The sequence below is a fragment of the Pseudomonas sp. T8 genome (assembly GCF_024610635.1).
GTDB lineage: Bacteria > Pseudomonadota > Gammaproteobacteria > Pseudomonadales > Pseudomonadaceae > Aquipseudomonas > Aquipseudomonas chlororaphis_I.
This window is the reverse complement of the sequence record NZ_CP102374.1, coordinates 200,630-212,593: the sequence shown is the minus strand read 5'-3', so window position 1 is coordinate 212,593 and position 11,964 is coordinate 200,630. Positions and strand designations below refer to the sequence as shown.

General features: G+C 60.4%; 14 protein-coding genes. 5 read left to right on the top strand and 9 right to left on the bottom strand.

The features are described 5' to 3' along the window. The first annotated feature begins 194 nt into the window (after window positions 1-194). Window positions 195-560 (top strand): histone-like nucleoid-structuring protein, MvaT/MvaU family, encoded by a 366-nt coding sequence (locus tag NRG23_RS00970; protein WP_009049335.1) that lies wholly within the window; start codon window positions 195-197, stop codon window positions 558-560. Window positions 561-783: 223 nt separating this feature from the next. Here NRG23_RS00970 and NRG23_RS00965 read toward each other — a convergent pair whose 3' ends face one another. Further along, window positions 784-1,311, bottom strand: coding sequence for a DUF4946 domain-containing protein (locus NRG23_RS00965; protein ID WP_009049336.1), 528 nt, complete (start codon window positions 1,309-1,311; stop codon window positions 784-786). 200 nt (window positions 1,312-1,511) lie between these two features. Between NRG23_RS00965 and gloA the strand changes: the two genes are divergently transcribed. Then, window positions 1,512-2,033: a lactoylglutathione lyase gene (gloA, locus tag NRG23_RS00960; protein ID WP_110176483.1), complete on the top strand. Its 522-nt coding sequence runs from the start codon at window positions 1,512-1,514 to the stop codon at window positions 2,031-2,033. 156 nt (window positions 2,034-2,189) lie between these two features. Here gloA and ahpF read toward each other — a convergent pair whose 3' ends face one another. The 3 genes from ahpF to NRG23_RS00945 form a co-directional block, all read right to left on the bottom strand. Then, window positions 2,190-3,755 carry an alkyl hydroperoxide reductase subunit F gene (gene ahpF / locus NRG23_RS00955; protein WP_009049338.1) on the bottom strand — a complete coding sequence of 522 codons (1,566 nt, stop codon included), beginning with the start codon at window positions 3,753-3,755 and terminating at the stop codon, window positions 2,190-2,192. Window positions 3,756-3,878: 123 nt separating this feature from the next. Continuing rightward, on the bottom strand, window positions 3,879-4,442 hold the full coding sequence (ahpC, locus tag NRG23_RS00950) for an alkyl hydroperoxide reductase subunit C (RefSeq protein WP_007921754.1): 564 nt from the start codon (window positions 4,440-4,442) through the stop codon (window positions 3,879-3,881). A gap of 151 nt (window positions 4,443-4,593) precedes the next feature. Further along, complete coding sequence (locus NRG23_RS00945) at window positions 4,594-5,532, bottom strand: site-specific integrase (RefSeq protein WP_053269223.1); 939 nt, start codon at window positions 5,530-5,532, stop codon at window positions 4,594-4,596. 179 nt (window positions 5,533-5,711) lie between these two features. On the opposite strand from NRG23_RS00945, the gene NRG23_RS00940 reads away from it, so the two are divergent. Then, window positions 5,712-6,746, top strand: coding sequence for a DNA-binding protein (locus NRG23_RS00940; RefSeq protein ID WP_198918996.1), 1,035 nt, complete (start codon window positions 5,712-5,714; stop codon window positions 6,744-6,746). Here the strand turns inward: NRG23_RS00940 and gorA are convergent. Both gorA and galU read right to left on the bottom strand, forming a co-directional pair. Continuing rightward, window positions 6,743-8,101 carry a glutathione-disulfide reductase gene (gene gorA, locus NRG23_RS00935; protein ID WP_041983421.1) on the bottom strand — a complete coding sequence of 453 codons (1,359 nt, stop codon included), beginning with the start codon at window positions 8,099-8,101 and terminating at the stop codon, window positions 6,743-6,745. The genes NRG23_RS00940 and gorA overlap by 4 nt on opposite strands. 131 nt (window positions 8,102-8,232) lie before the next feature. Continuing rightward, on the bottom strand, window positions 8,233-9,072 hold the full coding sequence (gene galU, locus NRG23_RS00930) for a UTP--glucose-1-phosphate uridylyltransferase GalU (protein ID WP_009049342.1): 840 nt from the start codon (window positions 9,070-9,072) through the stop codon (window positions 8,233-8,235). Between the two features lie 293 nt (window positions 9,073-9,365). Here galU and NRG23_RS00925 point away from each other — a divergent pair, with 293 nt between their 5' ends. Together NRG23_RS00925 and NRG23_RS00920 are read left to right on the top strand one after the other, a co-directional pair. Next, a complete protein-coding gene (locus NRG23_RS00925; protein WP_007921742.1) occupies window positions 9,366-9,554 on the top strand; it encodes a hypothetical protein in 189 nt (62 codons plus the stop codon). A gap of 155 nt (window positions 9,555-9,709) precedes the next feature. Continuing rightward, window positions 9,710-9,991, top strand: coding sequence for a hypothetical protein (locus tag NRG23_RS00920; protein ID WP_007921741.1), 282 nt, complete (start codon window positions 9,710-9,712; stop codon window positions 9,989-9,991). 12 nt (window positions 9,992-10,003) lie between these two features. Here NRG23_RS00920 and NRG23_RS00915 read toward each other — a convergent pair whose 3' ends face one another. The 3 genes from NRG23_RS00915 to NRG23_RS00905 form a co-directional block, all read right to left on the bottom strand. Further along, window positions 10,004-10,234, bottom strand: a complete 231-nt coding sequence (locus tag NRG23_RS00915) for a hypothetical protein (RefSeq protein WP_007921740.1) — start codon at window positions 10,232-10,234, stop codon at window positions 10,004-10,006. 68 nt (window positions 10,235-10,302) lie between these two features. Next, the gene (locus tag NRG23_RS00910; RefSeq protein WP_009049344.1) at window positions 10,303-11,226 is read right to left on the bottom strand and encodes a c-type cytochrome; all 924 of its coding nucleotides are present in this window, start codon (window positions 11,224-11,226) and stop codon (window positions 10,303-10,305) included. Next, on the bottom strand, window positions 11,223-11,894 hold the full coding sequence (locus NRG23_RS00905) for a cytochrome c (RefSeq protein WP_038636667.1): 672 nt from the start codon (window positions 11,892-11,894) through the stop codon (window positions 11,223-11,225). The genes NRG23_RS00910 and NRG23_RS00905 overlap by 4 nt, the downstream gene beginning before the upstream one ends. Window positions 11,895-11,964 lie beyond the last annotated feature (70 nt).

The following is an 11,964-nucleotide window of genomic DNA, read 5'->3' as shown; positions in this document are numbered from 1 at the left end:
AATTTGAATCAGAAGATGACAAATTGTGTGCACCAACAACGCCATGATTTACTTGCGCCAGATTAACTACTACAATTTTTCCAGCCTGTACAAGATTCGCAGGTGGGCCATTATAATCGAGTCGTTCTAAGGCTCTTGGCTTATAGCTTTGTTTGCGGTTGGTATCAGCCAAATACACTATTGGAGTAAAGATATTGTCCAGACTCGCTGAATTTCGTGCAGCAGAAAAGGCCCTTCAAGAACAGCTCGCCCAGCTGGAATCCCTGAAGAACGACGCCGGACTCAAGAAAGAAATCGAGTTCGAGGAAAAGCTCCAGGGCCTGATGAAGACCTACGGCAAAAGCCTGCGCGACATTATCGCCATTCTCGATCCTCATCCGGGCAAATCCGCTCTGCCGCTCTCGGGCGCGCCGAAAACCCGTCGTGCACGCGTGGTCAAGGTTTATCAGAACCCGCACACCGGCGAGTTGATCGAAACCAAGGGCGGCAATCATCGCGGCCTTAAAGCCTGGAAAGAACAGTACGGCGCTGCCACTGTAGATTCCTGGCTGCGCAGTTAAGTAACCGATGTATATAAAAGACCCTGCCTATGCAGGGTCTTTACCTTTAAACGAAGGCTGTTTGTTTCGAAATCGAATAAGTTGCAGCCCATAGATTGCCTGAGCGGCAATAAACACCCAGCCGAAACTGCAGCTGCACCCCCAATCCCCCTGCCCGATCCTACAACTTTGTATTTAGTTCAAAGGCGCGAACCGCGCTGGCCGACGTAGCACAATCGTCCTGTTAAAGTTTCAGGCTACTTCGCACCCCGCGGATTTCCTCCTGGCTTTCGGCATAAACCGCAGCCTGTCCGGCATAAGACAATACATAGGCCTTATCGCCATCGACAGCCGCCACCAGTGTTTGCGACAACACATGGCGGCCGTTTTCGGTAATGGTGCAAGTGGTTTCCAGCGCCGCCAGGCGACTCAATGTCGTGTCATGAATGCGCGTGCACACACTTTGATAACCGCCGCGCCCAAAGTCCTTCTGCACCGACTTGCGCATCTCCAGCAAGACCGCCTGCAAATTGACCTGATGCCCGCTTTCAACTTGAGTCATGGTCAACTCCATGACCATCAACGGCGTACCGCCGGCATCGTTCTTCACCGCGCGCTGGCGGAATACCTTGGCCGGTTGTTCTTGCGCCTGTGGCAACTCTTCGATCTGCCAGCCGCTGGGCCAGGTGATCACCGGGTCCGCCGCCTCGGCCAGGGCCGGAAGCAGAAGCCAGGACGCAAGCAGGCACAGGGTTTTGAACGATAAGCGCATGGTCATGAACACGTAGGGGGCGGGCCCTGAAGTCTGAGGCTGGCAGGAGTATCGAGCAACAGGTTCGTAGCTTTGTGTTTGGTGCGCCCTGCCGCTCTTGCGTATCATTGCCCGACCGCAAGGACGCCCGAAGCCCTGCAAGCCAAGGGACTGCTCGTCAGCGCGAGCGCCGTTTGCCCCACTTCTTTTCCGGAGGGCCCATGAGCCTGCACGAACTCAATACTTTCCCCGGCGTGACTGCCCAGCCTGACACCGCCACTACCAACTTCGTGTTCAACCACACCATGTTGCGGGTCAAGGACATCACCCAGTCCCTGGATTTCTACACCCGCGTCCTGGGCTTCTCGCTGGTGGAAAAACGCGACTTCCCCGAAGCCGAATTCAGCCTGTACTTCCTCGCCCTGGTGGACAAGGCGCAGATCCCGGCCGACGCCGCGGCCCGTACCGAATGGATGAAGTCGATCCCCGGCATCCTCGAACTGACCCACAACCACGGCACCGAGAACGACGCGGATTTCGCCTATCACAACGGCAACACCGACCCGCGCGGCTTTGGCCATATCTGCATTTCGGTGCCGGATATCGTCGCCGCCTGCGAACGCTTCGAAGCCCTGGGCTGCGATTTCCAGAAGCGCCTGAACGACGGCCGCATGAAGAGCCTGGCCTTTATCAAGGACCCGGACGGCTACTGGGTGGAGATCATCCAGCCAGCGCCGCTGTAACCCACCTGTATTGCCCGCGATAGGCACAACGCGGTTTGCCTGACTCACTGCGTTATCGTTGATCGCGAGCAAGCTTCGCTCCTACAGAAGCGACGGGTACCAACAAAAAACCCCATGAGCCAAGGCTCATGGGGTTTTGTTTTTTCCGCTGTCGACTCAGGCCGGCGCGGAGGTGCGGATCAGGTGGTCGAAGGCACTCAGCGAGGCCTTGGCGCCCTCGCCTACCGCGATCACGATCTGCTTGTACGGCACGGTGGTCACGTCACCGGCGGCAAACACGCCGGGCAGCGAAGTCTCGCCACGGGCATCGACAATGATCTCGCCACGGGGCGACAGCTCGACAGTGCCCTTGAGCCAGTCGGTGTTCGGCAGCAGACCGATCTGCACGAAGATCCCTTCCAGGTCGACGGTGTTGAACTCGCCCGAATCGCGGTCCTTGTACACCAGGCCGGTGACTTTCTGGCCGTCACCCTTGACTTCGCTGGTCAGCGCGCTGGTGATCACCTTGACGTTCGCCAGGCTGTACAGCTTGCGTTGCAACACGGCGTCGGCGCGCAGCTTGCTGTCGAACTCCAGCAGGGTCACGTGGCTGACGATACCCGCCAGGTCGATGGCCGCTTCGACGCCGGAGTTACCACCACCGATCACCGCCACACGCTTGCCCTTGAACAGCGGACCGTCGCAGTGCGGGCAGAAGCACACGCCCTTGGCCTTGTATTCCTGCTCGCCGGGCACCCCCATCTCGCGCCAGCGGGCACCGGTGGCCAGGATCAGCGACTTGGCCTTGAGGCTCGCGCCGCTTTCGAAACGCACTTCGTGCAGGCCGCCGACTTCCTTGGCCGGCACCAGCGCGCTGGCGCGCTGCAGGTTCATGATGTCGACGTCGTATTGACGAACGTGCTCTTCCAGGGCGCTGGCCAGTTTCGGCCCTTCGGTTTCCTGGACCGAGACGAAGTTCTCGATCGCCATGGTGTCCAGCACCTGGCCGCCGAAACGCTCGGCCGCGACACCGGTGCGGATGCCTTTGCGGGCCGCGTAGATCGCCGCCGACGCACCGGCCGGGCCACCGCCGACCACCAGGACATCGAAGGCGTCCTTGGCGCTGATTTTTTCCGCCTGCTTCTCGATGGCGCCGGTGTCGAGCTTGCCGAGGATTTCTTCCAGGCCCATGCGGCCCTGGCCGAAGTTCACGCCATTGAGGTAGACACTGGGGACCGCCATGATCTTGCGATCGTTGACTTCGTCCTGGAACAACGCGCCGTCGATGGCGACGTGGCGGATGTTCGGGTTCAGCACCGCCATCAGGTTCAGCGCCTGGACCACGTCCGGGCAGTTCTGGCAGGACAGCGAGAAGTAAGTCTCGAAGTTGAACTCGCCTTTGAGGGCGCGGATCTGTTCGATCACTTCGACACTGGCTTTCGAGGGGTGGCCGCCGACTTGCAGCAAGGCCAGCACCAGGGAAGTGAATTCGTGGCCCATGGGGATGCCGGCGAAACGCAGGCTGATGTCGGCACCCGGGCGATTGATCGAGAACGATGGTTTACGTGCATCGTTACCGTTGTCGAGCAAGGTAATCTGGCTGGAAAGACTGGCAACGTCTTTCAGCAATTCGAGCATTTCCTGGGATTTCGCACCGTCGTCGAGAGAGGCAACGATCTCGATCGGCTGGGTGACCCGTTCCAGGTATGACTTCAACTGGGCTTTAAGATTGGCGTCCAACATACGGGCGATTTCCTTTTATTCAGATCGAAAAAAAACGCCCGAGCGAATCTCGCCCGGGCGTTCTTGAGGGCGGTGCAGCTGACTTAGGTGCGGCGGTCCGCCCTGCTGTAGCGAGTCACAGGCTTAGATCTTGCCGACCAGGTCCAGGGAAGGAGCCAGGGTAGCCTCGCCTTCTTTCCACTTGGCTGGGCAGACTTCGCCTGGATGGGCAGCGACGTATTGAGCGGCCTTGATCTTGCGCAGCAGCTCGGAAGCGTCACGTCCGACACCGCCGTCGTTGATTTCAACGATCTTGATCTGGCCTTCCGGGTTGATCACGAAGGTGCCACGGTCAGCCAGACCGGCTTCTTCGATCAGCACGTCGAAGTTGCGGGAGATGGCCAGGGTCGGGTCGCCGATCATGGTGTAGCGGATCTTGCCGATGGCTGGCGAAGTGTTGTGCCAGGCGGCATGGGCAAAGTGGGTGTCGGTCGAAACGCTGTAGATTTCCACGCCCAGTTTCTGGAATTCGGCGTAGTTGTCTGCCAGGTCTTCCAGCTCGGTTGGGCAAACGAAGGTGAAGTCGGCCGGGTAGAAGAACACGACGGACCATTTGCCTTTCAGAGTGGCGTCCGACACTTCGATGAACTCGCCATTTTTGAAAGCGGTTGCTTTGAACGGTTTGACTTGGCTGTTGATGATAGGCATCGGTGATTCTCCATCAGTGGGTAAAAACTTGGGTTGAAAACTTGATGGGGAGAATCCTAACCAATGATCCCAGCCGAGGCTCATTGGCAAAGCTGATGCTGCTGATTAGGTTTGGCTATTAGCGTGCAGTATTAATAGAAGAAATGCGTATTTACTCGGCGACCGGCTTTTCCTGGGTCAGGGCCATGCCGAGAAACGGACTGGCTTCGACGTAGCGCATCGCCGACTTGATGTCCTTCCAGCCGACATAGCTCATCAGCGACTTGAGGTCCCAGCCACTGCGATGGGCCCAGGTGGCAAAGCCGCGGCGCAAGGAGTGGCTGGTGTATTGCTCGGCGGCGACCCCGGCGCGCTCCAGGGCCTGGCGCAATAACGGAATCACACTGTTGGCGTGCAGGCCCTCCTCGCTCAGATGGCCCCAGCGGTCGATGCCACGAAACACCGGCCCGCGCACCAGGGCGGCGGCGTTGATCCATTCGATATAGGCCTGGACCGGGCACAGCCGACGCAGCGCTGGGGTGTGCCAGGTCTTGCCGAGGTTGTCGCGGTCGCTCTTGCTGCGGGGCAGGTACAGGCTGATGCCGGAGCCCGCCACTGCCTGCACATGCTCGATCCGTAGCCGGCACAATTCGTCGCTGCGAAAGCCGCGCCAGAATCCCAGGAGAATCAGCGCGCTGTCACGCCGCGCGCGCAGCAGGACCGGTTGATTGTCATCGAGCCGGGCCTGGCTGGCCTCCTGCTCCAGCCAGGCGATTACTTGCTCCAGATGCTGCAACTGCAAGGGCTCGGCCTGTTTCTCCTGGGCCGGGTGCAGCGCGCGAATGCCCTTGAACACCTGGCGCACCACTGGCGCCTTGGTCGGGTCGGCGAAACCCTGGCTGTTGTGCCACTGCGCCAGGGCCGAGAGCCGCAGCTTCAGGGTGTTGATCGACAGCTCCCCCGCATACGCCACCAGATAACGCGCCACGCTGTCGCTGGTCGCCGGCAGAAACCCGCCCCAGGTCACCTCGAAATGCTCGATGGCTGCCCGGTAACTGCGCCGGGTGTTGTCGCGGGTCGCGGCGTGCAGGTAACGATCCAGTTCACTCATGGCTTGCTCGACTCGTGTTGCGGTACGGAAATGGCGGGCTGAAACAGGGCGATCTAGCTATGACACGGGGTAATACCAGTATATCCAATGTCAATAATTCGAATATTTATCTTTGTTTTTATTGTACAATTACACTTTATACATACCACATAAAAAAGTACGTAATCGTAGGAGATCCCATGGCTCGTGGCGGCGTTAACAAGGCGGTGGTGCAAATCGCCCGTTCGGCAATCCTCGCCCGCGGCGAACACCCCAGCATCGATGCGGTGCGCATCGAAATGGGCAATACCGGCTCGAAGACCACCATCCATCGCTACCTGAAGGAGCTGGAGCAGAGCGAAGCCCGCCGCGCCGCGCCCCAGGAAGCCCTGGAAGAAGAGCTGACGGAACTGGTCCAGCGCATGGCCCAACGCCTGCGCGAACAAGCCCAGGAGCCTGTGGAGCAGGCACAGGCACAGGTGGAGGAAATGAATCGGGAGCTGGTGGCGCAGCAGGCCACAGCCGAGCAGGCACAGGCCCAACTGCGGCAACAACTGCAGACCCAGGCGTCAGCCCTGGCCAGCGAAAGCGCGCTGCTGCAGGAGACCCGCTCCATGCTGCAGAGCGAACAGACGCGCAATGCCGGGCTGAACCAGGCCCTGGCGGACTTCGAGTTGCGCCTGAAAGACAAGGACGAGCAGATTCGCTCGCTGGAAGAAAAGCACCTGCACGCCCGGGACGCCCTCGAGCACTACCGCAGCGCGGTCAAGGAACAGCGCGAACAGGATCAGCGCCGTCATGAAGGCCAGCTACAACAGGTGCAACAGGAACTGCGCCAGGCCCAGCAAAGTGCGCTGGTGCGCCAGGACGAGATCACCCAGTTGCACCGCGACAACGAACGCCTGACCAGCGAGCAGCGCGCCACCCAGAAGGAGCTGCGCCAGGCGCAGGAGCAGGCACAGAAGACCGACAGCAAGCTTGGCCAGTTGATGGAGCAATCCAGCCGCCTGAACAGCGAACACACCCTCCTCCAGGAACGCCTGCGCGTCGCCTTGTTGGAGAGTCATGAGTTCAAGCAGAACCTGGAGCGGCAGCTACAGGATAATCGACAACTGGAACTGCGCGCCGCCAAGGCCGAGGCCAGCCTGGAGGCCCTGCAACTGGCTACCGCCGCAAAGGCCGAGGCGCAGCCAGCAACAGAAGAACAGCGGCCGGAGCCGCCAAAACAGGCTTAACCGGCGACCGGCGTGCGCATGGTGACGAACTCTTCGGCGGCCGTCGGGTGGACCCCGATGGTTTCGTCGAAGTCACGCTTGGTGGCGCCGGCCTTCAAGGCAATCGCCAGGCCCTGGACGATCTCGCCAGCGTCCGGGCCGACCATATGGCAGCCCAGTACCTTGTCGGTGTCGGCATCCACCACCAGCTTCATCAGCGTGCGCTCCTGGCACTCGGTCAGGGTCAGCTTCATCGGCCGGAAGCGGCTTTCGAAAATCTGCACCTTGTGCCCGGCTTCACGCGCCTGCTCTTCGGTCAGGCCGACGGTGCCGATATTCGGCAGGCTGAACACCGCGGTCGGGATCATGTTGTAGTCCACCGGACGATACTGCTCCGGCTTGAACAGACGCCGCGCCACGGCCATGCCTTCGGCCAGGGCCACCGGCGTCAACTGCACACGCCCGATCACGTCGCCAATCGCCAGGATCGACGGCTCGGCACTCTGGTACTGCTCATCGACCTCGATGAAGCCACGCTTGTCGAGCTTCACCCCGGTATTTTCCAGCCCCAGGTTGTCGAGCATCGGCCGCCGGCCGGTGGCGTAGAACACGCAATCGGTGGCCAACTCGCGGCCATCCTTGAGGGTGACCTTCAGGCTGCCATCGGCCTGCTTTTCGATACGTTCGATATCGGCGTTGAACTGCAGGTCGAGCCCACGCTTGGTCAGCTCTTCCTGCAAGTGCTTGCGCACCGCGCCGTCGAAGCCACGCAGGAACAACTCACCGCGATACAGCAGCTTGGTGTCCGCGCCCAGGCCGTGGAAGATCCCGGCGAATTCCACCGCGATATAACCGCCGCCCACCACCAGGATGCGCTTGGGCAGTTCCTTGAGGAAAAACGCCTCGTTGGAGCTGATGGCGTGTTCGCGCCCCGGAATGTCCGGGATCTGCGGCCAGCCGCCGGTGGCGATCAGGATGTGCTTGGCGCTGTAGCGCTGGCCATTGACCTCCACCTGGTGCGGGTCGATCAGCCTGGCGTGGCCTTCGTGCAGAGTCACGCCGCTGTTGACCAGCAGATTGCGATAGATGCCGTTCAGGCGATTGATCTCACGATCCTTGTTGGCGATCAGCGTGGCCCAGTCGAAATCGGCCTCGCCCAGGCTCCAGCCGAAGCCTGCGGACTGTTCGAAGTCCTCGGCGAAGTGGGCGCCGTACACCAGCAGTTTTTTCGGCACGCAGCCGACGTTGACACAGGTACCGCCCAGATAGCGGCTTTCGGCGACCGCGACTTTCGCGCCAAAGCCCGCGGCGAACCGCGCCGAACGCACACCGCCGGAACCGGCGCCAATTACATAAAGATCAAAATCGTAGGCCATTTCACTCTCCCAGGCAGGCTGACAGCATAACCGCAGATGCGCATGCGGTCAGCGCTAGAGGATTTACATAGGGGCATAAAACGAAAAAGCCACCCGAAGGTGGCTTTTCAGTACAAGGACCAAGCGGGCTATCAGTAAGCCTTGCCGGTCTTGTAGAAGTGTTCGAAGCAGAAGTTGGTCGCTTCGATGTAGCCTTCGGCGCCACCGCAGTCGAAACGCTTGCCCTTGAACTTGTAGGCAATCACACAACCGTCCTGCGCCTGCTTCATCAGGGCGTCAGTGATCTGGATCTCGCCGCCTTTGCCTGGCTCGGTCTGTTCGATCAGGCTGAAGATGTCCGGGGTCAGGATGTAACGACCGATGATCGCCAGGTTCGACGGAGCGTCTTCCGGCTTCGGCTTCTCGACCATGTTGCGCACGCGGTAGAGGTCGTCACCGATCAGGTCACCGGCGATCACCCCGTACTTGTTGGTTTCCTGCGGGTCGACTTCCTGGATCGCGACGATGGTGCAGCGATACTGCTTGTACAGCTTGACCATCTGGGTCAGGACGCCGTCGCCTTCCAGGTTCACGCACAGGTCGTCCGCCAGGACCACGGCGAACGGCTCGTCGCCGATCAGTGGACGGCCGGTCAGGATCGCGTGACCCAGGCCTTTCATCTCGGTCTGGCGGGTGTAGGAGAACGAGCACTCGTCCAGCAGCTTGCGGATGCCGACCAGGTATTTTTCCTTGTCGGTGCCCTTGATCTGGTTTTCCAGCTCGTAGCTGATGTCGAAGTGGTCTTCCAGGGCGCGCTTGCCGCGACCGGTGACGATGGAGATTTCGTTCAGGCCAGCGTCCAGTGCTTCTTCAACGCCGTACTGGATCAGTGGCTTGTTCACCACCGGCAGCATTTCTTTGGGCATGGCTTTAGTCGCTGGCAGGAAGCGAGTACCGTAACCGGCTGCTGGGAACAAGCATTTCTTGATCATATGAGTCCTTAAAAGGGCTGTACGTACGAATTTCGGCGCAGTCTAATCAGGCCGCGTGCACCTTACAATGGGCCGCGCTGGCTAACCGCTGCCATCTAAGAGAAATATTGCCGCGGATAGTTCCGCACTGGCTGCGAACATAGCTGCGCAGCATCGTACAGATAGCCCGCGCCGTAAACCGCCATCTGGCCGCAAAGCCTTGATTTTCTGCGTTTGAACCCTCGTCCGCACTCTTGCAGCGGCTCGTTTCCCGCTATCATGGCGCCCTTGAACCCCGCCAACGAGGCAGATAGATGTCGGCAACAAAAAGCGTAAACGGTTACCAGATCAAACAGTTGAAAGATGGCCAGTGGTGGCTGGTCAGTGCCCAGGGCGAGAACGTCGCCGGGCCTTTCGCCAGCGAGGCGATGGCAGTCGAAGTGGCATCGGTGTTCGAGGATTCGGCCGGCCACGCCTCGGCGCGTCGCAGCCCCAAGTCCTGAGACTGTCCCCGCACCGAAGAGCCCTGCCCCGCGCAGGGCTTTTTCATGCCGATCTGTACCGCAGTGGCGGTTCGCTATAGCATCTCGTCCCAGACGCTCGCCAAGGGTGTCCAGCCCTCCCCCGGGGCTCAAACTTCTCGACGACGACCACACCCATGCACAAACTTCTGGCACTGACTGCGGTACTGGCCCTGAGCGGATGCGCCACCGTTTCCGATACCTACCTGGAAAACGGCGAACAAGGCCTGAGCATCGATTGCTCCGGCGAGGCCAGCTCCTGGGCCAGCTGCTATGAAAAGGCCGACGCCTCCTGTGCCGGCACCGGCTATCGGATCATCGGCACCGACGGCACGCCGTCACTCAAGGAAAGCGACAAGACCCTGGGGGCGGATGTCGGCAACTACAAAAGCCGCAGTGTCGTAGTGGTCTGCAAGTAACAGACACCCGGCCTACATATGAATCTCGGCAAACTTGATGCCCAGGTTACGAATGGTTTCGATCAGGTCGTCCAGCCGGTCGAATGACTCGACTTCATCGTTATCATCCACAAGAAAATAGCTGCGCCCCGCGCTTTTCTTGAAGAACACGATCCATTCCCCGGAATTCGCCGGATTCTGAATCACATGGGTCGCAGAGATATGCCCCTCTGCATGCCTCTCCCGGACTGTTTCGCGCTTCATGCTTTCTCCCAAAAAACGATGCCGCCGAAACCTGGGTTTCGACGGCATCTTTGACAATGGCCGACAGTTTATCGGATGCCCTGGCCAATCAGCACGCCATCTACCGTCTGGCCATACAGATTGACCCCGTCGTTGGCGTGGAACTTGAGCCGGGTCTTCTCGATCGAGCCCTCCACCAGCCGCGGATCCTGCGGCCGCTCATGGCGATTGACGAACGCCGCCACGTCCCAGGCCTGCTGGTCGCTCAGGCTGCCGGCCTTGCCCAGGGGCATGTTGTATTTGATAAAGGACGCGGCGGTGTTGATCCGGTGCATGCCGGCGCCCCAGTTGTACGAGTCCTTGCCCCAGAGCGGCGGCATGACATAGTCGGCGCCGACCTTCTGGCCCTGGCCGTTATCGCCATGGCAGACCGCGCATTGCGCCCGGTACACCTGCTCGCCACGGGCCAGGTCGTAGCCCTGGGCCGGTTGCGGCACCTCGGGATAACCACGCCCGGGCAACTCGACACCGATCGGTGCCTTGCTCGCCAGCCAATAGGAGTACACCGACAACGCGGTGATCTCGTAGCTGTCGGCAGCCGGCGGCGTGCCGTTCATGCTGAACTGGAAGCAGCCCTGCAAGCGCTCGGCGTAGGTGTTCACCTTGTTGTTCTTCTTGCGATACGCCGGGTACATCGGATAGGCGCCCCACAGCGGCGCGGAGTTGGCCAGCCGCCCCTGATCCAGGTGGCAATTGCTGCAATTGAGCCCATTGCCGACGAACTTCGGCGCCAGGCGTTTGGTATCGACGAACAGCGCATAACCGTCGCGGACCATCTTGCCGTAGGCATTGTCTGGCAGTTCGCTCTCTGCTGGTGGCTGGAAATACTGGGGATGGACAGCACTCGCTGCCGGCTCCCGCAACTGTGATTGGTCTTCCATGGTGACCGCGGCGCCATGAACCTGGGTCGCCAGCAAGACGAGGGAAAAGCCCAATAGAAGATCACGGCTCATGGCTTGGGCTCCTGGTTATCGGCCTTGGCGGACAGGCTGCCGACCTTGGCAAAGTAGTCGGCCACCGCCGTGATTTCCTCGGGGCTCAGGGCCTTGGCGATGTGTCCCATCAGATCGTTCGGGTCGTTGCGGCGCGTGCCGTCGCGCCAGGCATTCAACTGCCCGATCAGATAAGCCGCGGGCTGCCCGGCCAACGGCGGAAAGGCGTCTCCGACACCCACGCCACCCGGTCCATGGCAAATCACGCACTCCGGAACCTGCCGCTCCCAGGCGCCACGCAGGGCCAGCCTTGCACCGACCCCCTCGGCCATGGCGCTGCGGTTGATCGGCGCTGGCGTCACAGCCGGCATGGCCGCCAGGGTCTGGCTGACCGCGTCTATCTCGTCATCGCTCAGGGCCTTGGCCAGTGGCTGCATGACCGGATTGCTGCGCGCACCGCTGCGAAAATCTTCCAGCTGCTTGCGCAGGTAACCCGCCGACAATCCCGCCAGACGTGGAAATCCGGCGGCTGCCAAACCCAGGCCATCACCACCGTGACAGGCCAGGCAGGCCGTGGCGCCGGGCTGCGCTCCACCCTGGGTAAACACTTTCTGCCCATCCACGGCCTGGGCACTGGCGACAAAAAACAGCATCAGGCTGCTCAGCAGTATTCGATCCATGGGGATCATGGCGAACTCCATTTTTCTAGTTATATCCTTAGGCTTATTTTATATAAGCCTACAAAGAGTAGGCCAATAG

Bases quoted from the DNA above. Each gene is read 5' to 3' on its own strand.
- NRG23_RS00920 (WP_007921741.1), top strand. From the start codon at position 9,710: ATGCACAAACTTCTGGCACTGACTGCGGTACTGGCCCTGAGCGGATGC.
- NRG23_RS00945 (WP_053269223.1), bottom strand. From the start codon at position 5,532: ATGAGTGAACTGGATCGTTACCTGCACGCCGCGACCCGCGACAACACC.
- NRG23_RS00910 (WP_009049344.1), bottom strand. From the start codon at position 11,226: ATGAGCCGTGATCTTCTATTGGGCTTTTCCCTCGTCTTGCTGGCGACC.
- ahpF (WP_009049338.1), bottom strand. From the start codon at position 3,755: ATGTTGGACGCCAATCTTAAAGCCCAGTTGAAGTCATACCTGGAACGG.
- NRG23_RS00905 (WP_038636667.1), bottom strand. From the start codon at position 11,894: ATGATCCCCATGGATCGAATACTGCTGAGCAGCCTGATGCTGTTTTTT.
- NRG23_RS00925 (WP_007921742.1), top strand. From the start codon at position 9,366: ATGTCGGCAACAAAAAGCGTAAACGGTTACCAGATCAAACAGTTGAAA.
- galU (WP_009049342.1), bottom strand. From the start codon at position 9,072: ATGATCAAGAAATGCTTGTTCCCAGCAGCCGGTTACGGTACTCGCTTC.
- NRG23_RS00940 (WP_198918996.1), top strand. From the start codon at position 5,712: ATGGCTCGTGGCGGCGTTAACAAGGCGGTGGTGCAAATCGCCCGTTCG.
- NRG23_RS00915 (WP_007921740.1), bottom strand. From the start codon at position 10,234: ATGAAGCGCGAAACAGTCCGGGAGAGGCATGCAGAGGGGCATATCTCT.
- NRG23_RS00965 (WP_009049336.1), bottom strand. From the start codon at position 1,311: ATGCGCTTATCGTTCAAAACCCTGTGCCTGCTTGCGTCCTGGCTTCTG.
- gorA (WP_041983421.1), bottom strand. From the start codon at position 8,101: ATGGCCTACGATTTTGATCTTTATGTAATTGGCGCCGGTTCCGGCGGT.
- ahpC (WP_007921754.1), bottom strand. From the start codon at position 4,442: ATGCCTATCATCAACAGCCAAGTCAAACCGTTCAAAGCAACCGCTTTC.
- gloA (WP_110176483.1), top strand. From the start codon at position 1,512: ATGAGCCTGCACGAACTCAATACTTTCCCCGGCGTGACTGCCCAGCCT.